Raw genomic sequence first — 25,379 nt, 5'->3', positions numbered from 1 at the left:
GGGGTCCGAGGGGCGGAGCCCCTCAGGGGGTCTGGGGCGCAGCCCCAGGGCCAGGCACCCTCCAACCCCCCGCACGGGCGGGCGGGTGGGCAAACTCCTGGGGGTCTGGGGCGCAGCCCCAGGGCCAGGCACCCTCCAACCCCCGTCACGGGCGGGCGGGTGGGCCAATTCCTCGGGGTCTGGGGCGGAGCCCCAGGGCTCAGCCGATGCAACCCGCTGCACGGGCGGGTGGGTGGGCAAGCGCCCCGGGGTCTGGGGCGGAGCCCCAGGGAGCCGAGCCAGTGGCAACCCCCCGGGGCGGAGCCCCAGCCCGGCCGGGCCGCTCACCCCCGTACGGGCAGGAAAGACCCCCGGCCCCAGGGCCGACCCGGGTCAGGCGGAGCCGTAAGGGGAGCCGGGGCTCAGGATTCCCCGGCCGGCTCCGCCAGCGCCGCATCGAGCCGAGCCCGAGCCCCCTCGAGCCACCGCCGGCACACCTTGGCCAGCTCCTCCCCCCGCTCCCACAGCGCGAGCGACTCCTCAAGGCTGGTCCCGCCCGCCTCCAGCCTCCGTACGACGTCGATCAACTCGTCCCGGGCCTGCTCGTACCCCAGCGCCGCGTCACCCGACACGACCGCGTCCTCGTCCTCGTCCGTCTTGGCCATGGGCCCCACCCTAAGTCCGGGGTACGACAGCGAGGCGCGGCTCGCCCTCGGGGCCCGGGCCGACAGCGCCCCCGCACCAAGCAGGCAAGGCGCAGTCGACCCACCTGCAAGCACCCGGGGCCCCAGCCACCCGCGCCCCCAACGCACCCCAGCCCCAAGCACCCCCCGACGCTAACCCCCCCGCACCACACTCACATGCAGCTCCCCCTCAGCCACCCGCGCCCGCAGCTCCTCGCCGGGCGCCACCTCCCCCGCCGAGCGCACCACCTCACCCCCCGCCCGTTGCAGCACCGCGTACCCCCGCTCCAGCGTCGCCGCGGGCGAGAGCGCCACCACGCGGGCGTGGGTGTGCGAGAGCTCCGAGTCGGCCCGGTCCAACAGGTGGCCGAGGACTCGGCGCGAGCGGTGGACGAGCGCGTCCACCTCGTCCTCCCGGTCGTCCACCATGCGCTGCGGCCGTTCCATCCAGGGCCGCCCGAGCACCCCCGCCAGACCCCGCTCCTCGCGGTCGACGAGCCCGACGACATGGCGGCGCGCCCGGTCCCGCAGCAGCCGTACCCGCTCCAGCTCCTCGCCCACGTCCGGCACGACCTTCTTCGCCGCGTCCGTCGGCGTGGACGCGCGCAGGTCCGCCACCAGGTCGAGCAGCGGCGCGTCCGGCTCGTGCCCGATCGCGGAGACGACCGGCGTACGGCACCGGCCCACCGCCCGCACCAACTCCTCGTCCGAGAACGGCAGCAGGTCCTCCACGCTGCCGCCGCCCCGCGCCACGATGATGACGTCGACGTCGTCCAGCTCGTCCAGCTCCCGCACCGCCCGCACCACCTGCGGCACCGCGTGCACCCCCTGCACCGCCACGTTGCGCACCTCGAAGCGCACCGCGGGCCAGCGTCGCCGCGCGTTCTCCAGGACGTCCCGCTCGGCCGCCGACGCCCGCCCCACGACGAGCCCGACGAGCTGCGGCAGGAAGGGCAGCGGACGCTTGCGGTCGAGGGCGAACAGCCCCTCCGACGCCAGGCTCCGCTTCAACTGCTCCAGCCTGGCGAGCAGTTCACCGATGCCGACCGGCTTTATCTCCACCGCGCGCAGCGAGAGCTGGCCCCGCGGCGCGTACCACTCGGGCTTGGCGTGCACCACGACCCGGGCGCCCTCGGACACCACGTCGGCCACCGCGTCGAACACCTGGCGATAGCAGGTCACGCCCACCGAGATGTCGTGCGAGGGATCGCGCAGCGTCAGGAAGACCACACCCGCGCCGGGCCGCCGCGAGAGCTGGGTGATCTGCCCCTCGACCCACACCGCCCCGAGCCGGTTGATCCACCCCCCGATGAGCCGGGACACCTCGCCGACGGGAAGCGGCGCGTCCGCACTCGTATTCAGAGCCATGTACGCAGGCTAGCCCGGCCCACCGACAGATCCGCCCCGCGCCGTCGACCGCTCCGGGCGGTCCGGGTGGTCGGGCCCCGAACGCCGCCCCCACTGCATCGCCAGGACCACCAGGCCCACCGCGAGCCAGCCGAGGCCGACCAGCTGGGCCGTCGCCGTCGCCTCCCGGACCACCGCCACGATGACGGCCGCGCCGAGCACCGGGACCACCACGTGCCGCAGCCAGCTGAACGCGCCCTCCATGCGGCGCACCGCGTACCAGACGACCACCGAGGCGTGCAGCAGGAAGAACGCGGTGAGGGCCCCCATGTCGACCACCGACACCAGGTGGTCCATCCCGTCGTCGCGCCGGGCCGCCCACACCGCGGCGACCAGCGTCACCACCGCGGCCAGCAGCAGCGCGGCGCGCGGCACCCCCGACTCGGTCCGCGACAGGACGCGCGGCAGCCGCCGGTCGCGGGCCATCGCGAACACCAGCCGCCCCGCCGCCGCCTGCCCGGCCAGCGCCGCGAACGCCGCCCCGATCGCCTTGCTGACCGCCACCAGGGTGTGCAGCCAGCCGCCCACCGAGGTTTCGACCGTGTCGTAGAACGCCGAGCCCTGCTTGACCGGGTCGGCCGCCAGCTGCGCCGACGACATCGGTTCGAGCAGCGCCGCCAGATAGGACTGCACGACGAACAGGGTCCCCGCGAGCACCAGGCAGAACAGCACCGCCCGCGCCACCTTCGCCGAACCCCCCGTCACCTCCTCGGCGAACGTGGCGATCGCGTCGAAGCCCAGGTACGACAGGACGGCCACCGACACCGCCCCGAGCACCGCCCCGAGCGTGAACCCGGCGTCCCCGCTCAGCGGCGAGAGCCAGCCCCGCTGCGCCCCGTCCCGTACGAGCACGACCACCGCCGCCACCACGAAGACGAGCAGCACCACGATCTCCATCGCGAGCACCGCGAAGCCGACCCGCGCCGCGGCCCGCACCCCCCACAGGTTCAGGAGCGTGGTGATCACCACCGCGGCGGCCGTCCACACCCAGCGCGAGACCGACGGCACCAGCGAGTTCATCGCGATGCCGGAGAACAGGTAGGCGACGGCCGGAATCAGCAGGTAGTCGAGCATCGCCATCCAGCCCGCGATGAACCCCGGCCCCTCGCCGAGCGCCTTGCGCGCGTACGCGAACACCGACCCGGCGAGCGGTACGACCCGCACCATCTGCGCGTAGCTGTACGCGGTGAACCCCATCGCGACCGTGGCCACCAGGTACACCAGGGCGACCGCGCCGTGCGACTTGGCGTCCAGGGTGCCGAAGATGCCGACCGGCGCCATGGGCGCGATGAACAGCAGCCCGTAGACGACCAGGTCCCGGAACCCGAGACTCCGCCGCAGCTGCCCGGTCCCCTCGGCCACCTCGCCGCCCTCACCCGGCTCGGCGCCCCGCCGGTGGCGGGGCTCTCCCGGGTCCTCGTGCTCCTCGCGTACGCCACTCATGCGGCCAGTCTCACCGGCCCCGCGATCTTTGGCCCGCGGGGCACGCCGGACGGGCACGCCGGTACCGGTACGCCGGACGGGCGCCCAGGGCGGGCACGCCGGTACCAGTACGCCGACGGGCACGCCGGTACCGGTACGCCGGCCGGGCTGTCGGCGCCAGCCCCTACCATGGACGGCATGACTGCTACTGCTGCCCGCCGGGTCCTGCTCGCCGCTCCCCGTGGCTACTGCGCGGGTGTCGACCGTGCCGTGATCGCCGTGGAGAAGGCCCTGGAGCAGTACGGGGCGCCCATCTACGTCCGGCACGAGATCGTCCACAACAAGTACGTCGTGCAGACGCTGGAGAAGAAGGGCGCGATCTTCGTCGAGCAGACGGCGGAGGTGCCGGAGGGCTCCATCGTGATGTTCTCGGCCCACGGCGTGGCCCCGACCGTCCACGCGGAGGCCGCCGAGCGCAAGCTGGCCACCATCGACGCGACGTGCCCGCTGGTCACCAAGGTCCACAAGGAGGCCGTGCGGTACGCGAAGGAGGACTACGACATCCTCCTGATCGGCCACGAGGGCCACGAGGAGGTCATCGGCACCTCCGGCGAGGCCCCCGACCACATCACCCTGGTCGACGGCCCGGACGACGTGGCCAACGTCGAGGTGCGCGACGAGTCGAAGGTCGTCTGGCTCTCCCAGACCACGCTGTCCGTCGACGAGACGATGGAGACGGTCGGCGCCCTCAAGAACAAGTTCCCCAACCTGCTCTCGCCGCCCAGCGACGACATCTGCTACGCCACGCAGAACCGCCAGGTCGCGGTGAAGAAGCTCGCCGAGGACGCGCAGCTGGTCATCGTCGTCGGCTCCAAGAACTCCTCGAACTCGATCCGCATGGTCGAGGTCGCCCTCGACGCCGGCGCCCCCGCCGCCCACCTGGTCGACTTCGCGGACGAGATCGACGAGGCCTGGCTCGAAGGCGTCACCACGGTCGGCCTGACCTCCGGCGCCTCGGTGCCGGACGTCCTGGTCGACGGCGTCCTGGAGTGGCTGGCCCAGCGCGGCTACGGCGACGTCGAGACGGTGAAGACGGCGGACGAGTCGATCACGTTCTCGCTGCCCAAGGAACTGCGCCGCGACCTGCGCGCCGAGGCGGCCGAACTCTCGGGCGAGTAGCCCCGCCGGTCCGCCGCCTCCACCCGTACGGTGGATCTCATGAACGCCATGAGGAACGTGCTGGGAGTGGACGTCGGCGGAACCGGGATCAAGGGCGCCCCGGTCGATCTGGAGCGGGGCGACCTGGCCCAGGAGCGGCACAAGGTGCTGACCCCGCAGCCCGCGACGCCCGAGGCGGTCGCGGACTGCGTCGCCGAGGTCGTCGGCCACTTCGACTGGTCGGGCCCGGTCGGCATCACCTTTCCGGGAGTGATCACCGCCAACACCGTGCGCACCGCCGCGAACGTGTCCAAGAAGTGGGTGGGCGTGGACGCGGCCCGGCTGCTGGCCGACCGCCTGGGCGGCCTGCCCGTCACCGTCCTGAACGACGCGGACGCGGCGGGCGTCGCCGAGATGCGCTGCGGCGCGGGCCGGGACCACAAGGGCACGGTGATCCTCCTGACCTTCGGCACGGGCATCGGCAGCGCGCTCTTCACCGACGGCCGGCTCGTCCCGAACACCGAACTCGGCCATCTGGAACTGCACGGCCACGAGGCGGAGAAGCACGCCTCGACCAAGGTCAAGGAGGACGAGGACCTGAGCTGGTCGCACTGGGCGCGCCGGGTCCAGAAGTACCTGGCCCATGTGGAGATGCTGTTCTCGCCGGACCTGTTCATCATCGGCGGCGGCGTCAGCCGCAAGGCGGAGAAGTTCCTGCCGCTGATCGAGGGGGTGCAGGCGGAGATCGTCCCGGCACAGCTGCAGAACAACGCGGGGATCGTGGGGGCGGCGATGGCGGCGGCAGCAGGGCGGTAGCGGGCGGTAGGGCGTGCGGGCCGCTTGCGGCACGGGGCCCGGGGCTGATCGGCGCGGGGCCCGGCCTGGTGCTGATCGGCGTCGACCAGCGCCGGCCGACCTGCCGCACCGCCGGTCGGCGTCGGCCGACGCCCTTGGCTCTGCTTGGCGCAGGTGGGACCCGGCTCTGCTTGGCGCACGTGGGCGTAAGCCCAGCTCAGCGCAGGTCAGCCGCAGCTCCGCTCGGCGCTCAGCTCTGCTCAGCGCCGAGCAGCCTTCCCCGCGCCACCGCCACCGCCACCGCCCCCGGCCTTGACGCCGGCCCCGGCCGCCTTGTCACCGGCAGCACCTTTCACGCCGGCGCCCCGGCCCCGGCCACCCTCAGCCTTGGCAACGCCCACCTTGCCGCCCCCGGCCTTGGCACCCCCGAGCTTGAGCGCCCCGCGCCGGCGCCGAACGAGTCGTACCTTCCGTACGGTCGCGATCACCCCGGCCACCAGGGTGCCCGCGTACAGCCACCCCGCGTGCAGGGCGAGCGCGGTGACCACGGCCATGGTCTGGCCGCCGAACCCGCCGGCGCCGCCCGCGACGGGAATGATGCCCACCGCGAAGGCGATGGGTACGCAGATGGGCGCGGTCACCAGGTCGGCCGGCCGTACCCAGAGGGCGGTCACCGCGCTGACCGGCAGGAACAGCACCCCGTACACGACGGGCGAGCCGTCGAAGAGCAGCCGGTCCAGGGTGGCGAGCACGAACATCACCGCCGCGGCGAAGAGCCCGCCGCCGAGCCCGGTGAGCCGGGGGGACGGCAGTCTGCGCAGCGCGAGGACGATGGGCGGCACCCGTCGCGAGCCGCCCGCCGCCCGGTAGACGGAGGCACTCTCACCGGCGGTGGCGGCCCCGGCAGGCACACCGAGTGGCGCCCGGGAGGTCCCCGGCGCCGAGGTCCGTGCTCGCTGTTCGTGCTGCGGGGTGCGCGTCCTGTATTGCTCCACCGGACCAACGTAGGTCGCCATGGGGGAGTAACCGCCCATTGGACACGCCCTTTGACCGAGCTTGCCCGAGCGTTCGACGGGTGGGGGGCCGTGGGGGCAGCGACCCCGGGGGCTCTTCGCAGGGCAGCACCCGCGGCCGTCCACCGGGACCCTCGACTCCGGGCCCGTCACGCCCGCCGACGGGCGCCCGTAAACTGGTGGGCGGTCCTCTCCGGACCGTCCACCGCCCTCGTACCGGGAAGTCGCCACGTGTCGCTCACGATCGGAATCGTCGGTCTGCCGAATGTCGGCAAGTCGACCCTGTTCAACGCCCTGACCAAGAACGACGTACTGGCGGCCAACTACCCGTTCGCCACCATCGAGCCGAACGTCGGCGTCGTGGGCGTCCCGGACGCCCGCCTGGCCAAGCTGGCCGAGGTCTTCAACTCCCAGCGCATCCTGCCCGCCACGGTCGACTTCGTCGACATCGCCGGCATCGTGCGCGGCGCGAGCGAGGGCGAGGGCCTGGGCAACAAGTTCCTCGCCAACATCCGCGAGTCGGACGCGATCTGCCAGGTCATCCGTGCCTTCAAGGACGAGAACGTCGTCCACGTGGACGGCAAGGTGTCCCCGAAGGACGACATCGAGACGATCAACACCGAGCTGATCCTCGCCGACCTGCAGTCCGTCGAGAAGGCGGTGCCGCGCCTGACGAAGGAGTCCCGCCTCCAGAAGGACAAGATCGCGGTCCTGGCGGCGGTCGAGAAGGCGCAGAAGATCCTCGAAGCCGGCGAGACGCTGTTCTCGGCGGGCATCACCAAGGGCACCGAGCAGGGCGACCTGCTGCACGAGCTGCACCTGCTGACCACCAAGCCGTTCCTCTATGTCTTCAACGTGGACGAGGACGAGCTGGTGGACGAGGACTTCAAGAACGAGCAGCGCGCCCTGGTCGCCCCCGCGGAGGCGATCTTCCTGAACGCGAAGATCGAGTCCGAGCTGATCGAACTCGACGACGACGAGGCCCTCGAACTCCTCCAGTCCATGGGCCAGGAGGAGCCCGGCCTGGCCACTCTGGGCCGCGTCGGCTTCGCCACCCTGGGCCTCCAGACCTACCTGACGGCCGGCCCGAAGGAAACCCGCGCCTGGACCATCCCCCAGGGCGCCACGGCCCCCGAGGCGGCGGGCGTCATCCACACGGACTTCCAGAAGGGCTTCATCAAGGCGGAGGTCATCTCCTTCGACGACCTGATCGAAGCCGGCTCGGTGGCCGAGGCCCGCTCGCGCGGCAAGGCGCGCATGGAGGGCAAGGAGTACGTGATGCAGGACGGGGACGTGGTGGAGTTCCGCTTCAACGTGTAGCGGCTGATTCCTTGATCGCCGAAAGTGGCTGGTCGAGGTAGGAAACCCCAGTTCAGGGGCCAGATCTTCGGGTCTGGCCCCTTCCTGTTTTCTCCGGCCGATTCCGGGCTTTTCCTGGTCGCGTGCTGACTTGGTGCTGACCCTGCTGAGGGCTCACGGCAGCTCTGACCTGGGGCTCCCGAGAGAGGAGGGAAGTCAGCCCACGGGAGTGACACGGACACCGTGACGGGGGAGCGGTTTCCCGTTCCGGAAACCCGAACCACTTGTGGCGCAGGCCGCCGGCTCGGAACGATGAACACGACACCGGAGCACGGGACCGAGGGGGCACCGTATGAGGCTGACCAAGCTGGCCACGACCTGTGAGAACGGGGACTGTCCCACCCTGTACGCGACAGACAAGGGAACCCTGATCGTGCAGGGAGGCGTGCCGACCGGACACGGCCTCGACGTGCCGGAGGGCGAAGCCCTGGTGGAAATCCCGATGGACCTCATCCGGAAGGCAATCCGTGATCAGCGCATCTAACGACCTGGCCGCCCGCTTCTCCACCTTCCAGGAGGAGGCGTTCCGGCTGGAGACCCTCGACGACTACAGCAACTCCGGAAACCCCGCCGCCTACCGCTCCTTCCTCGCAGGAGAGCCCAAGCCCGCGGACTACAACGCGGGCTGGCTGGAGACCGTGAGCAAGGCGACGGAGAGCGGCAAGCGCATGGTGCGCGTACACGTCCTGTCCCGCCCTCTCACGTCGTACCTCCGTTACGAGCTGGGCTGGGGCTACCTGACGAACATGACGGCGGGCGAAGAGTTCCATATCCTCGACACGACCGATCGCCCGAACCCGTTGGAGGGTGTGCCTGACTTCTGGCTCTTCGACGGCCGAGAGCCGGTCGTTCTCAACTACGACGAGAACGGCGCGTTCACTGGTCCGACCTTCATCCCGGCGGAGAGCGCGTTGCCCACAGGTAAGGAGTTCGAGTACGCCACGTATCGAAGCGTCGCTCTGGCCATGTCGGTGCCCTTCACCGAGTGGTGGGAGAAGCACGGAGCAGCGTGAATCCGGCAGAACTGGGCGCCGCGCTGCGGGCGCTACGGCAGGCATCCGGCAAGGAGGCCAAGGCCGTCGCCCGCAGCGCCGTCATGTCGACTGCCAAGCTGTCGAAGATCGAGAACGGGCGAGTAGCCCCTGCGACGGCGGACGTAGAGCGCATTCTTACAGCCTTGGACGTGTCCCCGGAGATCAAGGCCGAGTACCTTGCCGTAGCCCGCGCACAGGCCACGGAGGCGACCGCATGGCGCCTCTTCCGACGCATGGGCTACCACAAGAAGCAGGAGCAGATCAGAGCGCTTGAGTTCTCCATGACGCTCCTGCGCCTCTTCCAGCCCTCCCTCGTTCCCGGCCTTCTCCAGACCCCCGAATACATCCGTGCTGTGCTGGAGCCGAAGGGCCTCACCGACGAACAGCTCTCCCGTACGGTCTCCGCTCGGATCGAGCGGCAACGCGTCCTGTACGACACCAGCAAGGCGCTGCGCTTCGTGGTGACGGAACCCGTCCTGCGCTGGCGCCTCCTCCCACCCGCGATGATGGCGGGCCAGCTGGACCGCATCGTCTCCGTGTCCCGCCTCCCCAACGTGGAGGTAAGAGTGGTCCCCCTCGACAGACCGCAACGCGACGTTCCCGGCCACTCCTTCGTCATCCGAGACGACCGTGTGGTGACGGTCGAGACGACGCACGCCGAGATGGTGGTGACTGACCCACGGGACGTCTCCCTGTACGTCGAGAAGTTCGACCGCTTCACCTCCGTGTCTCTCACTGGGGACGCGATGCGCGACATGGTCGAGGGCATCCGGGACACGTTCTTGCGGGAACAGGAAACAGACTAGGACCAGCCCGCTGGACCGGCTGACGATGGCCTCTTCGACGAGATGCGGGGAGGCGTACGAGATGCGTGGAAAACATACGACGATGGCAGAGTCGGTGACCCTGTCCCTACCGCCGGCACGGCCGGAACCTGTCCCGGGCTGCCGGGACTGTCTCGGCTTCGCGGTGCAGCGGGTCAACGCGGGATCAGTCGGGGACTACTCCAAGGTCTCGGACATGAACGTGACCCTGCGGGCGCACCTGCGCGACGCGCACGGGAGCGCGCGATGACCCGAGCTGTCCTTCGGTACGTGGCACATCGGATCACCCAGCATCCGGACACCGACGTGACATTTGAAGCCGAGTGCCTGAGCTACGGCTGCGAGTGGACGGCCCAGCCGACGCAGGACGGTGCGGCCGTCGACATCGCATGCATGGGCCACACCGGCCGCAGTGGGCACCGCGGCTTCCGGCGTCTGTGTGCGTCGTTCGCCTTTGTGGTGAGGGCTGAGGCTGATGAACAGCCTGATGCGGCAGAGGGCGAGCGCGCTCCGAGACGAGACAACGACGATGGGCCAAGCTGCGCCCCGACGATATGCGGCCCGGAGAGTGCCACACGGCCGGTGCACGGCATGGGGACCCTGGCGAGGTAACCATGACCAGAGAGGAATGGATCGAGCGACAGCTGGCCAACGCGCCGGAGAGAAGCGACGAGTGGGTAGCTGCGATGCTGCACCGATTCGGGCTCAACCCGACGATGCCTTCGACGGCTACCGATCCTGCCGTGCCCTCCATCGCTCAAGACTGTGTGGGTGGCACCGCGACCGATGGGGCGCTATCCCAGGTTGGTGAGGACCTGCCGAGGGTGACAGGCCAGACGTTCACCTGACCGATGATGCGAACGCCAAGAGGGGCCCGGCGGCCTTGCTCCATGACTGGCCTCGCGCGAGAGCGACCGTACCCTCGGTGCGCAGGGAGTCGACCACAGGTGCGAGGAGGTCGGTTCGCCAGTGCTCTCTGGTCTCCGGCTTCATGCCGCTCGCGTCGACCACGGCCCCCACTCTGGCCTCAATGACAGCCGCCCCTTGCGCGATGTCGTCCCCGATCCACTCGTCCATGTGCTCGGCCACCAGGGCCCATGTCACCTTGATCATGCGGGGGAGCGTACGGCCGGAGCGAGTCATTCGGGAGAGCAGGCGGCACGGCGCGCAAGGGGGTGGGGGTATGACCCCTTTAGGTCGTCCTCCCCGGCCGCCGCGTCTTAGCAGCTCGGAATCTGCCACGGTTCCAGGGGCGATGACGGCCTTGCGCTCACACGGCCAAGCGGGTGCATCTCCGCAGGTCATCGAAGGCGCGAGCGTTCTGCAGGGCCTCCGCTGACGCTGTACGGGTATGAGAGGCGTTAGGCCGCAGCTTCACCAGGGTCTTCATCCTCGTCCTCCGATGAGCCGCCCCGCTCGTAACCCGATACGTCGATCTCGCGACCGTCCTTGAGCCGCCTCTTGTGCGGGACGACGTTGTGCCTGTCGGGCGATTTCCGCTGCTCGGTCTCCTCCGTGGAGTCGCCCGTCGACTCGATATCCTTCGGGCCTGTGGTGCCCTCGGTGTGCCCGGCGAACTCAGCTTCGTCTTCAGCCGTGGCGCGCGGTGCGAGGACTCCGACCACGACAGCCATGCCCACAGTAGCTACTGCGGCTTTGGCGAAGCGGACCGTCCTGGGGTGCCTCTCGGCCCAGTCCTTCGCCTTCTCGCGGAAGGTGGTGGGTTCGCCGCCCTCGGGCGTGGAGTCAGTCACGAGCACAGATCTACCGGACCTATCCCTCACTTGTCAGGCAATCACCTGACATCGCCAGATCAGGTTCCGTGGCGTCCGTACGTCTTCGCGCTTTCGCGAAGGTGCAACCTTTGGCCGCCGCAGCCGATGGCCGCCTGCGCTCTGTCCTCCGATCGACGGGCGCCCCTGCTTGGCCTCGGTCGCGAGGTGTCTCTCTTCCCATACAGGTCAGCTCGGCCGTTCTCTCTACTACGCTTCCTGCGTGGACTCGGCTGCCGCTTGCGTGGAACTCGCATCGACGGCTGGAAACGGCCGCGCGACGTGCGTCACGCCGCAGGCATCAGGGTTGGCGGCCCGCGCGACCGCCATGACTTACCGGGAAGAAGAGCCTTGGCCCTCAAGAAGACAGACCTCTACAGCTCGCTCTGGAAGAGCTGCGACGAGCTGCGCGGCGGGATGGACGCCGGCCAGTACAAGGACTACATCCTCACGCTGCTCTTCGTGAAGTACGTCTCCGACAAGGCCAAGGCGGACCCCGACAGCCTCATCGACGTCCCGCCCGGCGGTTCCTTCGACGACATGGTCGCCGCCAAGGGAGACAAGGAGATCGGCGACCGCTTCAACAAGATCATCTATAAGCTCGCCGAGGCCAACGACCTGCGTAACGTCATCGACCTCGCCAACTTCAACGACGACGAGAAGCTCGGTAAGGGCAAAGAGATCCAGGATCGACTGTCGAAGCTGGTGGCGATCTTCAGCGACCTCGACTTCCGAGGCTCCCGAGCCGAGGGTGACGATCTCCTCGGTGATGCCTACGAGTACCTCATGCGCCACTTCGCCACGGAGTCCGGCAAGAGTAAGGGCCAGTTCTATACCCCCGCCGAGGTATCCCGCGTGCTGGCCAAGGTGGTCGGCATCACCAGGGATACCCGCCAGGACCAGACGGTCTACGACCCTACCTGTGGTTCCGGCTCGCTTCTCCTGAAGGTTGCCGCCGAGACCTCACGCGGCATCTCGATCTACGGTCAGGAGAAGGACAACGCCACCTGGGCACTGTCCAAGATGAACATGATCCTGCACGGGAACGAGGACGCCGAGATCCTCAAGGGCGACACGATCACCAGCCCTCAGTTCACCAGCGGGAACGCACTCCAGACCTTCGACTTCGCGGTGGCCAACCCGCCGTTCTCGATCAAGTCCTGGAGCAATGGTCTGGAGCTGGAGTATGGCCGATTCGAGTACGGTCGGCCGCCGGAGAAGAATGGCGACTACGCCTTCCTTCTGCATATCCTCAAGTCACTCAAGAGCACGGGCAAGGCAGCCGTCATTCTTCCGCACGGCGTACTCTCCCGCCCCCACGCCGAAGCAGAGATCCGCAGACGCCTGCTTAAGCAGGGGTTCATCAAGGGCATCATCGGCCTCCCTTCGAACTTGTTCTACGGGACCAGCATCCCCGCCTGCATCATCGTTCTGGACAAGGAGAACGCGGTCGGCCGCACAGGCGTCTTCATGATCGACGCCTCCAAGGGTTTCATCAAGGACGGAAACAAGAACCGCCTCCGCAGTCAGGACATCCACAAGATCGTTGACGTCTTCACGCGGCAGACCGCGATTGAACGCTACTCGCGCATGGTTCCGCTCTCGGAGATCGCCGACCCCAAGAACGACTACAACCTCAACATCACCCGCTACATCGATTCCTCCGAGCCCGAGGACATCCAGGACCTACACGCGCACCTACACGGTGGCATTCCTGACCATGACCTCGATGCGCTCAGCGGCTACTGGGACGCATTCCCACAGTTGCGCGGCCAACTGTTCCAGCTGAACCGCCCTGGCTACAGCGACCTGACGATCGAAGTCAGCCAGGTTCAGCAGGCTATTCTTGATTCTCCCGAGTTCCAGAGGTTCACGAGCGAGGCCCGGGAGCTTGCCACCGAGTGGTTCGCTGCCCATCGCAAGCGGCTCGAAGAGATCGACGAGACCACTCGGCCAAATGACCTCATTGCCGCTCTTGGTGACGACCTTCTCACCCGCTTCAAACCAGTTCCTTTGCTTGACGAGTACGACGTCTATGAACAGCTCATGACGTACTGGCACGACGTTGTGCACGATGACGTCTTCATGGTGATGAATGACGGTTGGCTCGAAGCTGCCAAGCCACGCAAGATCGTGGTGGACAGGGACCGAAACCTTTCGGAGACACCTGACCTTGTTGTGGGGGCGGGCCGCAGTGCTGCCAAGTACAAGATGGACCTCATCCCGCCGGACCTGATCGTCACGCGCTACTTCGCAAAGGAGCGCACCGAAGTCGATGAGCTCGTGTCGGCATGGGAGGAGGCCAGTCGCGCGGTCGAGGAGTACGTCGAGGAGCACGCCGTCGAGGACGGCCTCCTGGCGGAAGCAATGGACGATGAAAAGATCAACAAGGTATTCGCATCGGCCCGCCTGAAAAAGGCGCGATACGAGGGTGCAGATGCTGACGAGGTGGCAGCCCTGTCACATTTGATCAAGCTGTACAACGCGGAGTCGGTGGCTAAGAAGGCTGCCAAGGAGGCGCAAGAGGCGCTACGCGTCGCGACGCTGAAGAAATACGGCGACCTCACGGAGGTTGACGTGAAGACTCTCGTGCTGGACGACAAGTGGTATGAGACAGTCGCTTCGCGGATCACAAGTGAAGTTACGGCGCTGACCTTCGCCTTGGTAGCCCGGATTCAGGAGCTAGGTGCACGTTATGCGGAAACCGTGGCCGAACTGAACGCGAGGCTGGAGAAGCTCGAAGCCGAGATTTCGGGGAGCTTGAAGAAGATGGGGTTGCAAGGGTCCACGCGACAACTTCTCACCGGGGAGACCCGCCTCCCCGGATTCTTTTCTGGTGAATGGACTTCCAGACCCCTCCGGGAGGGTGTGTCGCTAATTTCTGGAAATCACGTCATGGCGAAGGACTGTAACACGCAAGGAATTGGAACGCCGTACCTCACCGGCCCCGCAGACTTCCCTGATGGTCGGATTAAGCAGACGAAATTTACCACTCGGCCGGCGGTGTTGTGTAAGGCTGGCGATATCCTCATCACCGTCAAGGGGTCTGGTTCGGGTTCGATGGTTGAGGCTGATGCGGAGTACTGCATCAGTCGACAGCTTATGGCTGTACGACCTTCATCTGGATGGGATGCACGCTTCCTCTTCTACTCTCTTTGGTGCAATGCTTCGCAAATCAAGGCTGCATCTACCGGTCTAATTCCAGGACTTTCACGGTCTGACATTCTTGATCAGAAACTGCCAATCCCGCCTACGGTGGCGGAGCAGCGTGCTGTTGCTGCAGTTCTATCGGCCGTTGATCTCCAAGTTGATAATTTGGAAAGCTTGATTTCCAAGAAAGAGGAAATTAAGCAGGGCATGATGCAGGAACTGCTGACAGGCCGGACGCGCCTGCCAGCTCAGGGGGAGACTGAGGCGTGAGTGACGTCGGGCAGGTAGAGCGCGAGACTCAGAAGCGTGTCATCCGGATGTTTGAGAAGCGGCTGCGCTACCGCTATCTCGGCAACCATGAGCGCCGTGCTGGCAACTCGAACATCGAGGTCGGGCTGCTGGAGGAGAACCTCCGTACGCGGGGCTACAGCAACCTCCTCATTGCCAGGGCGATCGACCAGCTGAAGAAGGCCGCCGCGCTAGGCGGTGGCCGCGACCTGTACGAGGCGAACCGTGATGTCTACGGGTTGCTGCGCTACGGGGTAAGCGTCAATCCGGGAGGCGATGAGAAGAACAAGACGGTCTGGCTCATCGACTGGAAGAAGCCGCAGGAGAACGACTTCGCCATCGCCGAGGAAGTCACTGTCGTTGGGCGGCAGACGAAGCGCCCCGACATCGTGCTCTACGTCAACGGCCTGGCACTGTCGACTCTGGAACTTAAGCGGTCCCATGTGGCAGTGAGTGAGGGTATCCGGCAGACGATCGGCAATCAGCGGCCCGATTTCATCCGGCCGTTCTTCTCCACGGTTCATCTCGTCCTCGCCGGCAACGACGTCGAAGGGCTGCGCTACGGAGTCATCGACACCCCAGAGAAGTACTGGCTGGAGTGGAAGGAGGAGGAAGAGGCGGAGGAAGCGTCCTCCTCCGAGGGGCCGTTGGACCGCGCCCTGCTCCAACTCTGCAACAAGGAGCGGATCCTGGAGCTGATCCACGACTTCACCGTGTTCGACTCCGGTGTCCGCAAAGCGTGCCGCCACAACCAGTACTTCGGCGTGAAGAAGGCACAGGAACGTATCGGTCGTCGTGAGGGCGGCATCATCTGGCACACCCAGGGGTCGGGCAAGTCGCTCACGATGGTGTGGCTGGCGAAGTGGATCCGTGAGAACCAGAAGGACCCCCGTGTCCTCCTCATCACCGACCGCGAAGAGCTGGACGAGCAGATCGAGAAGGTCTTCAACGGCGTCAACGAGAAGATCTACCGCACCAAGTCCGGCGCGGATCTCCTGGACACCTTGAACAAGTCCACCGAGTGGCTCATCTGCTCCCTCGTGCACAAGTTCCGCAGCTCTGTGGGCAAGGTAGGCGACGAGGAGAAGGCGCAGGACAAGTTCATCGAGGAGCTCAAGGCCAACGTCCCAAAGGACTTCAAGGCCAAGGGCAACCTGTTCGTCTTCATCGACGAAGCCCACCGCACCCAGTCCGGCAAGATGCATGCCGCGATGAAGCGCCTGCTGCCCGGCGCGATGTTCATCGGCTTCACCGGAACGCCCCTGCTCAAGGCGGACAAGGGCACGAGCATGGAGACCTTCGGTACCTTCATCCACGAGTACAGGTTCGACGAGGCCATCAAGGACGGCGTCGTACTCGACCTGAGCTATGAGGCGCGTGCGATCGACCAGCGGCTGACCTCTGCCGCGCACGTCGACAAGTGGTTCGCGGCCAAGACCAAGGGCATGACGGACCTGTCCAAGGCGGAGCTGAAGAAGCGCTGGGGGACGATGCAGAAGGTCGTCTCCTCCGAGCCTCGGGCGATGCAGATCGTCCAGGACATCCTGATGGACATGGAGACCAAGGACCGTCTGAAGGACGGCCGCGGGAACGCCATGCTGGTCGGTGACAGCGTCTACCAGGCATGCAAGTTCTACGAGTTGTTCTCCAAGGCGGGCTTCGACGGCAAATGCGCCATCGTCACCAGCTACAAGCCGAATCCGGGAGACATCTCCAAGGAGGACTCCGGTGCCGGCCACACAGAGAACCTCCGGAAGTACGAGATCTACCGGAAGATGTTGGCCGCCCACTTCAACGAGCCCGAAGACGTGGCGATGAGGAAGGTCGAGGAGTTCGAGAAGGAGGTCAAGAGGCAATTCGTCGAGGAACCTGGCCGTATGCGCCTCCTCATCGTGGTCGACAAACTCCTGACCGGCTTCGACGCGCCGAGTGCCACGTACCTCTACATCGACAAGAAGATGCGCGACCACGGACTGTTCCAGGCCATCTGCCGCGTCAACCGGCTCGACGGGGATGACAAGCAGTACGGCTACATCGTCGACTACCGCGACCTCTTCAACTCGCTTCAGGACGCCGTCACCGACTACACGTCCGGGATGTTCGACGCCTATGAGCGGCAGGACATCGAGGGCCTGTTGAGCGACCGTATCGACAAGGGGCGAAAGGACCTGGACGATGCGCTGGAACGTATCCGCGCACTGTGTGAGCCGGTCGCGCCGCCCCGAGGCACACTCCAGTACCAGCAGTACTTCTGCGCCGCTGAGCAGGGCAACGCCGCACAGCTCAAGGCTAACGAGCCCAAGCGTGTCGAGCTGTACAAGGCCGTCGCAGCGGTGACGCGGGCCTTCGCCAACCTGGCGAACGACATGGAGGTAGCCAAGTACTCGCCGCAGGCCGCCGAGGACATCCGCAAGGAGGTCCGCCACTACGTGGACGTCCGGGCCGAGGTGAAGCTCGGCGCAGGCGAAGACGTCGACTTCAAGCAGTATGAGGCAGGCATGCGCTTCCTCCTGGACACCTATATCCAGGCGGACGCGTCTAGGACCGTGTCCGACTTCGAGGACGCCGGACTCATCCAGCTCATCGTCGAACTGGGTGCGGGCGCCGTCGACAAGCTGCCTACGGGCATCAAGAGCAACCCCGAAGCCGTTGCCGCGACCATCACCAACAACGTGCGCAAGGTGATCGTCGACGAGCGTGCGACGAACCCGAAGTACTTCGACGAGATGTCACAGCTGCTCGACGCGATAATCGAGGAGCGTCGCAAGGGTGCGATCGAGTACGAGGAGTACCTCGCCAAGTTGCTGGAGACGGCGGCGGATCTTGGAAACAGGAACTCAGGCGACGCCGAGCGGTACCCGAAGTGGGCTGACAACGGCGCGCGCAGAGCGCTGTGCGACTTCTTCCGCGACGACCAGCAGCTGGCTATCCAAGTCGACACCACGGTGCTGCACAACAAGCCGCACAACTGGGCGGGAAGCCCAATGAGGGAGAAGAAGCTGCGCATCGCGGTCAAGCGTGCGCTGCCCGACGACTTCGACCGGCTCGATGAGCTCTTCGAACTGGTGAAAGCAAGGCATGAGTATCACTAGCACGCGGATCACCGTCCTCGGCATCGATGTCCAGGTGGACTTCAAGGACATCAAGAACCTGCACATCGGTGTCTATCCGCCGATGGGCCGTGTCCGGGTGGCGGCACCCCAGCGGATGGATGACGACCAGGTCAGGCTGGCCGTCATCCAGCGGCTGCCGTGGATCAGGCGACAGCAGGACGAGCTGCGATCGGCTCGACGGCAGTCCGTGCGAGAAATGGTGGGTGGAGAGTCCCACTACAGCTGGGGTGTGAGGCGACGCCTGAAGGTGGTTGAACGCCCCGGACGTCCGCACGTGGAGATCGACGGAGATCGACTAGTCCTGTACGCGCTTCCGGGAACTGACGACCGGGGACGCCAAGACCTGCTCGACCAGTGGTACCGAGAGCAGCTCCGACGCGCCGTTCCTCCGCTCATCGAGCGGTGGGAGGCGAAGATCGGCGTCTCGGTGCCTTGGTGGGGCATCCGCCGGATGAAAACCAAGTGGGGCTCGTGCAACCAGGAGACCGGCCGTCTGTGGTTCAACTCCGAGTTGGCTAAGAAGCACCCGGCGTCTCTTGAGTACGTCATCGTCCACGAGATGACGCACCTCCTCGAACGCGGGCATGGCCCGCGCTTCGCCCGGCTGATGGATAACTGTCTGCCGGACTGGCGCAGTCGCCGCGACGATTTGGACGCGGAGCCGCTCGCCGACGAGCTGTGGACGTGACGCGCCAGGCCGCGCAGGCGAAGGAGGAGATCGTGGACGCACGTCCGGCGCTCGAAAACAGTGAGTGACGTTCATCAGGTACCGAGTTAATGACAATGGCGTGGGAAGCGTTCTGCCCCCTCCCCGCAGGACCTATGAGATGACGCTGACGTGAAAGGTGCCGCCCCATGGCGAAACTTCGATTGACCGTAGGGCGTGGGCACGTCGAGGAGCTTGCTCGGCTGCGTCACCCTGTCGGAGCCGTCGAGGAGCTGATCTGGAACTCGCTCGACGCGGACGCCGAGAACGTGACAGTCGTGCTTGAGCGGAACGAGATCGGTGGCGTCGACCGGGTCGCGGTGATCGACGACGGCACCGGTATCGCGGCGGAGAAGTGTGGCGACTACTTCGAGCAGATCGGTACGTCGTGGAAGAAGCGCACGCAGGTCAGTGAGGTCAAGAAGCGTGTGCTGCACGGGAAGAACGGGCGGGGTCGTGTCCGGGCGTTCGCGCTCGGGAGCGAGGTGCGCTGGAGCAGCGTGAGCGGGGAGCAGGGAAGCCGCCGTCGAGTCGTCATCGAGTCCGATCGCAGTTCCATGGACGAGTTCGACGTCAGTGACCCTGAGGCGACGGCGGATGCGACGGGGACGGCCTTCGAGGCGTTCGGCGGCGAAGATCTCCAGAAGCTGACCGAGGACGCGGCCCGCACCATGCTCACGGCTGCTTTCGCGCTCCATCTAGAGGCGTACCCGGACATCTGCATCACCTACGACGGGACGCGTCTTGACCCGGCGTCGGAGCAGGTTCACGTCGTGACGTACGAGGTGGCGGCGCCGTCGGGAAGTCCTCATCCGCCGGCCCAGCTGAAGATCATCGAGTGGTCGCGTCCGTACTCGCGGGCGCTGATCCTGTGCGACGACCGAGAGATGTCGTTGGCGCAGTTGAAGCCGGAGATCCAGGCCCCGGGCTTCCACTTCACGGCGTACCTCTCCTGGTCCGGGTTCGAGGACGAAGCGGTCGGTGACCTTGCCTTTGCCGACTGGGCACCGGAAGGGCCCGCTGCCGAGGTGTTGGCCGAGGCTCGGGAGCGCATGCGTGTGCACTTCCGGTCACGCGCCGACGAGCGGCGTCAGGAGCTCGTCGACTCCTGGCGCGCGGAAGGCTTCTATCCGTACGCGGGCGAGCCCGCCAACGACCAGGAGCGCGCGGAACGGGAGACCTTCGACGCTGTGGCGACGGCGGTGGTGCGGCATCTGCCGGCGAGCAAGCGAGCCCAGAAGGTGTCCTTCGCCCTGCTGCGTTCCGTCCTGACGCACGAGCCGGGGGAGGTGCTGCGGATCGCCGAGGAGCTCTTCGCGCTCTCCAAGCAGGAGCAGACGGAACTCAGTCGGCTGCTTGACCGTACGCCGCTGTCCGCTCTGATCAAGGCGTCGACGGCGACGACGGGACGTCTCGACTTCCTGTCCGCTCTGGAGCACCTCGTCTTCGAGCCCGTGGCCAAGAGGCGAGTTCAGGAGCGCACCGAGTTGCACCGGATTCTGGCGAACGAGTGCTGGATCTTCGGTGAGGAGTACGGACTGCATGTCAGCGACCGCAGCCTCAACGAGGTGCTGAGGCAGCACTGCCGCCTTCTCGGCCGGGACACACCGGCTCCGGCCCCTGTGCTGAGGGAGGACGGTAGCCGGGGGATCGTCGACCTGATGTTGTCCCGCGCCGCCCGGCAGCGGAAGGGAGAGCGCCACCATCTCGTGGTGGAACTCAAGAGGTCGAGTGTCACCCTCGGTATGGGCGAGTTCGCGCAGATCAACAGCTACGCGCAAGCGGTCATGAACGACGACAGGTTCCGGGACCCCAAGGTGACCTGGGACTTCTGGCTCGTCGGCAATGCCATGGACGACGGCCTTCGCCAAATCGCGCATCAGCCTGACCGGATGCCCGGCTGCGCCGTCAATCAGCCCGCCTACCGGATCTGGGTGCGTACCTGGGGCGAGATCATCGAGGACGCTCAGGAACGACTCCGCTTCTACAGCGAGCAGCTTGAGTACCAGTCGTCGACCGAGCACGCCATGGACTATCTGATCAGAGAACACGCCGATACAGTCGCGGACTTGGTGAGTGACGGCACGGTGCCCGTGGCCAGAGCGGGTGAGAGCGGGCCGGTTTGGGATGCCATCAACCGCTGACTCGCTGCCCCTGCGTCGTCCTCTTCCTGTGTGGTACGTCTGCTGTAACGAACGGACGTTGTATTAGGCGGCGGCGAGGAAGCCATGATCTACGCGGAAGTGGCCGCGTAGCGGCCCCAGCGGCAAGTGACCTTGCCGAGCACTTCACCCTGTCCGGCCCCGGCAGGGGCCGTAGTCGCCAGGAGCTTTCTGTTGCGGGCGGCCGGACGGCCGCCCAGTTCGGCGTAACCCTTTGCTCTGGGGGCGCTGTCGCGCCCGTCAATCCTTCGCCGTCGAGGCTGGCTTGTTCTGTCGGCCCCTCCAGGGCCGCGCCGTTGCTTCATGCTTGCCATGAGATTTGAGTCAGGGCCGCGCAGCGGCCCTCTTGGGCTTCCTAACCTTTTCCCAGCGGCCTGAGTGCTGGTCGGCCAGAGGCCGCCAGAGTTCAGAGATCCTGGCGTACTTGAGCAAGAGGGCAGGTCAAGTACGGAGCGAGGCTTGCCGAGCGGAGCGAGGTGGAGGTTGATGACGAAGTCTCTATAAGGGGGAGGCGTCATCATCAGCACCTCTCTACGCCGCTGCCCACCCCCCGCCGCTGCGGACGACGAGCTTCGGGAGCTCCGCGCGGATGGTGCTGGGGGCTCTGCCGACGGATTCGGCGTAGCGATGGGCGAGGCCGGCGATGGTCGCTTCTTCCGGCTGCTCCTTGAGGACCTGTTCGGCGAGGAGTGTCTGCCACTGGGGCGCTGTTCGAATGCCCGGCTCGCGCTGGAGCTTCGTGTCCAGGCGCTCCCAGATCGGCACCTCGCTGGACTTGCCGGCCGGGCGTACGGAGACTCGCAGGTTCAGATCCTCCGTGGCCCGGTTGATGGTGGTCTGGATACGGCGTCCGTACTTCTCGGAGTTGCGCAAGGCGATCACCGCCCGGGAACCTGCCGCGATCGCGCGGCCTCCGATGGGCGACGAGGCGACGGTCATGCCTTCTGCCGGTCCCTTGGGCGTATGGGTCACGAGGAGCACAGGGATGCCGGCTTCGCTGATCGGCTTCAGGCTGCGCATCATGCGCTGCGCGGTGACGGAGGAGGCGATGTCCTCACCAGGGGCGAGTGCGCCGATGATGTTGTCCAGGACGAACAGTCCGGGCTGCATGTGGATGAGGTCGTCCGCGATGCCGGGCCAGTAGCCGGAGTCCCCAGGGTCCTCGACGGGGAACACGGTCACCGAGTCTTCCGGTACGGCCCCGTGGAGGCGTTCCTTCAGCTCCTCAGGGGCGCCGTCGTCGGTCAGGCCGAACACGATGTGGTCCAGCTTCCGGAGTACTGGCTGCCCGAGGAACTCGGTCTCGCCGTTGATCAGCGCAATGCCCATCCCTGCGGCGAACAGCGTCTTGCCGGCTTTCGGCTCACCGGCCAGGGTCGTGATGCGGGTCGAGAGGAGATCGCCGATGAGGAAGGCGTCCTCGTACGGGACGCGTTCGATCTGGTGGAGCCGCAGCCCCTTGTCCTTGATGGCTCCCATGACGGGTGGCCGCCTTTCCTGCGTGGCGCTCAGGTGCGCCGGTGCCCTCCCGCCGGGCGGCGGGATCATGTGACCTCCTTTCGGTCAGATAGAGGTGAGAGGGGCGTCCTGGTCAGGCCGAGGCCGGGCACTCCCGGTCGATCCAGCGGTCGACCTCGGACAGGCGGAAGCGCAGGCTGCCGCCGACCTTCCGGGACGGGATGCCGAGTGCCCGGTGGTTGTTGTAGATCCACGCGGGCTTCTTGCCCAGGTACTCGGCCAGTTCGTTGATGGTCATGAGGCGGTTGTGGTGCAAAGGCGGGTCTCCTTCGGGAGCTGCGGGTGGACGTTCACATCTTGAGCTCCTCATCCGGCTTGGTCAAGTCCGGCTGTGTCGCATCCGGACTTGACGGAGCTGGGTGATCGACTTACGTTTCGACTATGAACACGACACCTCAGCCACCCGGAGCGGAGAGCCGTTCCGGTGTGACCGTCATGAAGCGCATGGGTGCATGGATGGTGACCATGTACTGGCCGGAGGGCACTGGCGGAACGGTAGGCCCGCGAGAGATCCAGATCGTTCCTGCGGACGACGCTGACCCGCAGGAGGTGGCGCGCGGCATCTCCAGCACCGTTCTCCGGCGGATCAACACCACGCCGAGTAAGGACTTCGCCGCGATGCGGTCGCTGGCGGAGGCCGTCGACGTGGACGTCCGCGAACTCGGTGAGCGGTTGGCCGTCATGCCGGACGGAGTCACGGATGAGCGCCTGGCGGTGCTTTCCGCTCTCTATGTGCATTACGTCGATGCGGGAGAGCGGGCCCCGGCGCAGCGCCTCGCGCTCGGGTTCGACTTGAACCCGGCCACCGTGAAGGGCCATCTGCGCGCCGCCCGGCAGAGGGGATTCCTGACGAAGGTTGAAGGGAAAGCCGGCGGTCGACTGACGGAGAAGGCCAACGAAGTACTCAGGGGGATGAAGCATGGCGCAGGTACTGAAGAAGTGTGACTGCCGGAACAAGACCCGGTGCGGGCACCGGTGGACGGTCCGCTACCGGGAGCCGGGAGGGCGTAGCGCACGACAGCGGGAGAAGTCGTTCCCCACGAAGAAGGAAGCCGAGAGCTTCGGCGTCAAGGCGGAGAACGACAAGCGCCAGGGTGTCTACATCGACCCCCAGCTCGGTCAGATCTCGCTGCGGAAGTGGGCCGAGGAGTGGCTGGAGCAGCACCAGGTGAACGAGTCCACGCGGCGCAACTACCAGGGCTTTCTCTCCAACTACCTGATCCCCGAACTGGGCTCCCGCACCCTCTCCGGTCTGGCCGTCGCGGACGTGAAGAAGCTCCAGACCACGATGGTGGGCCGAGGGCTGACGGCCGCGACGGTCAACGACCGCCTGAACATCCTGCGCAGCATGATGACGGCGGCCGTGAAGGAGCGCCGGATACCCGACAGTCCGTGCGACGAAGTGGCGCCGCTCAAGACGGCAGGTGCTGCGGTCGATCCGGACGAGATCCCGATGCTTGCCGAGGTGTACGCCATCGCGGCAGCCATGTCCGAGCAGTACCGGCTCACGGTGTGGCTCCAGGCAGGCGCTGGCCTGCGAATCAGCGAGACCCTCGGATTCTCGGCTGACTGTCAGCGTGACGGCTTCCTTCGGCTGCGACGTCAGATCAGCGCGAAGGCGAACCAAGGCGACTGCGTCACGCGGTTCGTGCCGTTGAAGCACCGCACGGCGGAGGAGTTCCGAGACGTACCCACGCCGACCTTCCTTGATCAGGAGATCGGACTGCACCTGAAGCGCTGGGGAACGGTCGAGCTTGATGGCCTGGAGGTCCTGTTCGCGCCTCGCGAGCGTGGCAAGGGCAAGATGCCCACGGCGTCGACGTACGGCTACCACTGGCGCAAGGCGTTGAAGGCCTCCGGAGTGACGACGCCGGACGGGAAGCCGAAGTACACGCCGCACTCATTGCGGCACTTCTTCGCCTCGACGGCGTTGGCGAACGGCGTCCCGATCCACGAAGTGAGCCGCTGGCTCGGTCACCGCAACATCAAGACGACCGTCGACACGTACGGGCACCTCGTACCGGAGGCGTGGGACCGCTGCCGGAACGTCATGCAGGAGGCGCTGCGTCCGTCCGTTCCCCGTCAGCCATCGGCTCCGGCGAAGGCGTTGGCGGCGTGACGTGCTGGCTGTTCGACACCGTGCTGACTTGGTGCTGACCCTGCGCCCCATTGAAGGGCTGAAACTCTTGGAAATACTGGGGAGTGAGGGGTTTCATGAACGTTCCGCTTCAACGTGTAGCCGGGCGCCGGCCGTGCTGTGAAGGTAGTGCGGACGTGGCACTCTTCCTACTCGTTTGACACAATCGGGGGCATGGCTGAGGCGACGTACGGCATCGGGGAAGGGCCGGCGACGCGGGTGAGCCTGTCGCTGCCGGAGGGGACCGCGGAGGCGATCCGGGCGCGGGTGGGCAAGCGGGAGTTCTCCGCGTTCATCGCAGAGGCGGTCGAGCGTGAGCTGCGCGGGCAGGTCCTGGACGAGTACCTGGCGGACTACGAGAGCCGCAAGGGGCCGGTCTCCGAGCCGGCCCGTCAGCGGGCGCGGCAGGTCTTCGACGAGGTGTTTGCCGAGGGGGCCGAGTGGCCCGCCGCAGGCTGAGTCATGAGGGGACGCTGGTCCTCGACAGCGAGGGACTCTCGAAGCTGCTCGCTGACGAAGAGCAGGTGGTGGCTCTGGTCGCTGAGGCGCGGTCGCGCGGTATGGAGGTTGTGACCAGTGCGCTCACCATCATCGAGGCCGTCCACGCGCGTACGAACGAGTCCCGCCTGAACTGGGTGTTTTCCGGGCTGCGGGTCGTCCCGGTCGGTGACGAGGAGGCGAGGGCGGCCTCGAAGTTGCTGATGGATGCCGGGTTGCACGGACACATGTACGCGATCGATGCGGCCGTCGCCGAGGCCGCGCTGCGACAGCACCGCCCTGTGGTCATGCTGACTTCCGATAGTGACGACATGGCCAAGCTGTGCGGCGATCGGGTGCGGCTCGTGGCGGTGTGATTTCC

Annotated in this window: 23 protein-coding genes; 15 read left to right on the top strand and 8 right to left on the bottom strand. The window is 66.7% G+C overall.

All coding sequences use genetic code 11. The features are described from left to right. Positions 1 to 401: 401 nt before the first annotated feature. The 3 genes from ACGF3I_RS32850 to ACGF3I_RS32840 all read right to left on the bottom strand — a co-directional run bounded on the left by ACGF3I_RS32850 (position 402) and on the right by ACGF3I_RS32840 (position 3,512). Entirely contained in the window at positions 402 to 644 is a 243-nt protein-coding gene (locus ACGF3I_RS32850; protein ID WP_393138548.1) for an exodeoxyribonuclease VII small subunit, read from the bottom strand. A 171-nt stretch (positions 645 to 815) separates the two neighbouring features. Then, complete coding sequence (gene xseA, locus ACGF3I_RS32845; protein WP_393138546.1) at positions 816 to 2,030, bottom strand: exodeoxyribonuclease VII large subunit; 1,215 nt, start codon at positions 2,028 to 2,030, stop codon at positions 816 to 818. 9 nt (positions 2,031 to 2,039) lie between these two features. Further along, a complete protein-coding gene (locus ACGF3I_RS32840) occupies positions 2,040 to 3,512 on the bottom strand; it encodes an APC family permease (RefSeq protein WP_393138544.1) in 1,473 nt (490 codons plus the stop codon). A 168-nt stretch (positions 3,513 to 3,680) separates the two neighbouring features. On the opposite strand from ACGF3I_RS32840, the gene ACGF3I_RS32835 reads away from it, so the two are divergent. Both ACGF3I_RS32835 and ppgK read left to right on the top strand, forming a co-directional pair. After that, complete coding sequence (locus ACGF3I_RS32835) at positions 3,681 to 4,670, top strand: 4-hydroxy-3-methylbut-2-enyl diphosphate reductase (protein ID WP_393138542.1); 990 nt, start codon at positions 3,681 to 3,683, stop codon at positions 4,668 to 4,670. A gap of 48 nt (positions 4,671 to 4,718) precedes the next feature. Next, entirely contained in the window at positions 4,719 to 5,465 is a 747-nt protein-coding gene (gene ppgK, locus ACGF3I_RS32830) for a polyphosphate--glucose phosphotransferase (protein WP_393138550.1), read from the top strand. A 239-nt stretch (positions 5,466 to 5,704) separates the two neighbouring features. Here ppgK and ACGF3I_RS32825 read toward each other — a convergent pair whose 3' ends face one another. After that, positions 5,705 to 6,439 carry a DUF6542 domain-containing protein gene (locus ACGF3I_RS32825; protein ID WP_393138540.1) on the bottom strand — a complete coding sequence of 245 codons (735 nt, stop codon included), beginning with the start codon at positions 6,437 to 6,439 and terminating at the stop codon, positions 5,705 to 5,707. Between the two features lie 249 nt (positions 6,440 to 6,688). Between ACGF3I_RS32825 and ychF the strand changes: the two genes are divergently transcribed. The 5 genes from ychF to ACGF3I_RS32800 all read left to right on the top strand — a co-directional run bounded on the left by ychF (position 6,689) and on the right by ACGF3I_RS32800 (position 9,924). Next, a complete protein-coding gene (gene ychF / locus ACGF3I_RS32820; protein ID WP_393138538.1) occupies positions 6,689 to 7,777 on the top strand; it encodes a redox-regulated ATPase YchF in 1,089 nt (362 codons plus the stop codon). Between the two features lie 331 nt (positions 7,778 to 8,108). Then, the gene (locus ACGF3I_RS32815) at positions 8,109 to 8,300 is read left to right on the top strand and encodes a hypothetical protein (RefSeq protein WP_069572180.1); all 192 of its coding nucleotides are present in this window, start codon (positions 8,109 to 8,111) and stop codon (positions 8,298 to 8,300) included. After that, positions 8,284 to 8,829 carry a DUF6879 family protein gene (locus ACGF3I_RS32810; protein WP_393138535.1) on the top strand — a complete coding sequence of 182 codons (546 nt, stop codon included), beginning with the start codon at positions 8,284 to 8,286 and terminating at the stop codon, positions 8,827 to 8,829. The genes ACGF3I_RS32815 and ACGF3I_RS32810 overlap by 17 nt, the downstream gene beginning before the upstream one ends. Further along, positions 8,826 to 9,656, top strand: a complete 831-nt coding sequence (locus ACGF3I_RS32805; RefSeq protein WP_393138533.1) for a helix-turn-helix domain-containing protein — start codon at positions 8,826 to 8,828, stop codon at positions 9,654 to 9,656. The genes ACGF3I_RS32810 and ACGF3I_RS32805 overlap by 4 nt, the downstream gene beginning before the upstream one ends. Before the next feature lie 82 nt (positions 9,657 to 9,738). After that, entirely contained in the window at positions 9,739 to 9,924 is a 186-nt protein-coding gene (locus tag ACGF3I_RS32800) for a hypothetical protein (protein WP_393138531.1), read from the top strand. Positions 9,925 to 10,514: 590 nt separating this feature from the next. On the opposite strand, the gene ACGF3I_RS32795 is transcribed toward ACGF3I_RS32800, so the two are convergent. Together ACGF3I_RS32795 and ACGF3I_RS32790 are read right to left on the bottom strand one after the other, a co-directional pair. Further along, on the bottom strand, positions 10,515 to 10,787 hold the full coding sequence (locus ACGF3I_RS32795) for a hypothetical protein (RefSeq protein ID WP_393138529.1): 273 nt from the start codon (positions 10,785 to 10,787) through the stop codon (positions 10,515 to 10,517). Between the two features lie 248 nt (positions 10,788 to 11,035). Beyond that, positions 11,036 to 11,428 carry a hypothetical protein gene (locus ACGF3I_RS32790; RefSeq protein WP_393138527.1) on the bottom strand — a complete coding sequence of 131 codons (393 nt, stop codon included), beginning with the start codon at positions 11,426 to 11,428 and terminating at the stop codon, positions 11,036 to 11,038. A gap of 369 nt (positions 11,429 to 11,797) precedes the next feature. Between ACGF3I_RS32790 and ACGF3I_RS32785 the strand changes: the two genes are divergently transcribed. From ACGF3I_RS32785 to ACGF3I_RS32770, 4 genes are all read left to right on the top strand, one after another. Continuing rightward, positions 11,798 to 14,866, top strand: coding sequence for a type I restriction-modification system subunit M (locus ACGF3I_RS32785; RefSeq protein ID WP_393138525.1), 3,069 nt, complete (start codon positions 11,798 to 11,800; stop codon positions 14,864 to 14,866). After that, entirely contained in the window at positions 14,863 to 17,976 is a 3,114-nt protein-coding gene (locus ACGF3I_RS32780) for a type I restriction endonuclease subunit R (RefSeq protein ID WP_393138523.1), read from the top strand. Before ACGF3I_RS32785 ends, ACGF3I_RS32780 begins: the two co-directional genes overlap by 4 nt. After that, positions 17,963 to 18,685, top strand: a complete 723-nt coding sequence (locus ACGF3I_RS32775) for a M48 family metallopeptidase (RefSeq protein ID WP_393138521.1) — start codon at positions 17,963 to 17,965, stop codon at positions 18,683 to 18,685. Before ACGF3I_RS32780 ends, ACGF3I_RS32775 begins: the two co-directional genes overlap by 14 nt. A 167-nt stretch (positions 18,686 to 18,852) precedes the next feature. After that, on the top strand, positions 18,853 to 20,847 hold the full coding sequence (locus ACGF3I_RS32770; protein WP_393138519.1) for an ATP-binding protein: 1,995 nt from the start codon (positions 18,853 to 18,855) through the stop codon (positions 20,845 to 20,847). Between the two features lie 549 nt (positions 20,848 to 21,396). Here the strand turns inward: ACGF3I_RS32770 and ACGF3I_RS32765 are convergent. Together ACGF3I_RS32765 and ACGF3I_RS32760 are read right to left on the bottom strand one after the other, a co-directional pair. Next, positions 21,397 to 22,344: an AAA family ATPase gene (locus ACGF3I_RS32765; protein WP_393138517.1), complete on the bottom strand. Its 948-nt coding sequence runs from the start codon at positions 22,342 to 22,344 to the stop codon at positions 21,397 to 21,399. 112 nt (positions 22,345 to 22,456) lie between these two features. Beyond that, positions 22,457 to 22,621 carry a helix-turn-helix domain-containing protein gene (locus ACGF3I_RS32760; protein WP_393138515.1) on the bottom strand — a complete coding sequence of 55 codons (165 nt, stop codon included), beginning with the start codon at positions 22,619 to 22,621 and terminating at the stop codon, positions 22,457 to 22,459. Between the two features lie 143 nt (positions 22,622 to 22,764). Between ACGF3I_RS32760 and ACGF3I_RS32755 the strand changes: the two genes are divergently transcribed. The 4 genes from ACGF3I_RS32755 to ACGF3I_RS32740 all read left to right on the top strand — a co-directional run bounded on the left by ACGF3I_RS32755 (position 22,765) and on the right by ACGF3I_RS32740 (position 25,374). After that, complete coding sequence (locus tag ACGF3I_RS32755; RefSeq protein ID WP_393138513.1) at positions 22,765 to 23,328, top strand: hypothetical protein; 564 nt, start codon at positions 22,765 to 22,767, stop codon at positions 23,326 to 23,328. Further along, positions 23,303 to 24,502, top strand: a complete 1,200-nt coding sequence (locus tag ACGF3I_RS32750) for a tyrosine-type recombinase/integrase (protein ID WP_393138511.1) — start codon at positions 23,303 to 23,305, stop codon at positions 24,500 to 24,502. The genes ACGF3I_RS32755 and ACGF3I_RS32750 overlap by 26 nt, the downstream gene beginning before the upstream one ends. 192 nt (positions 24,503 to 24,694) lie before the next feature. Continuing rightward, positions 24,695 to 24,979: a hypothetical protein gene (locus ACGF3I_RS32745; protein WP_393138509.1), complete on the top strand. Its 285-nt coding sequence runs from the start codon at positions 24,695 to 24,697 to the stop codon at positions 24,977 to 24,979. Further along, positions 24,961 to 25,374: a DNA-binding protein gene (locus ACGF3I_RS32740; RefSeq protein ID WP_393138507.1), complete on the top strand. Its 414-nt coding sequence runs from the start codon at positions 24,961 to 24,963 to the stop codon at positions 25,372 to 25,374. The genes ACGF3I_RS32745 and ACGF3I_RS32740 overlap by 19 nt, the downstream gene beginning before the upstream one ends. The last annotated feature ends 5 nt before the right edge of the window (positions 25,375 to 25,379 follow it).

The organism is Streptomyces sp. NPDC048111, from assembly GCF_043202815.1.
GTDB lineage: Bacteria > Actinomycetota > Actinomycetes > Streptomycetales > Streptomycetaceae > Streptomyces.
The sequence above is the reverse complement of the archived record's forward strand: the minus strand, read 5'-3'. Positions and strand labels throughout refer to the sequence as shown.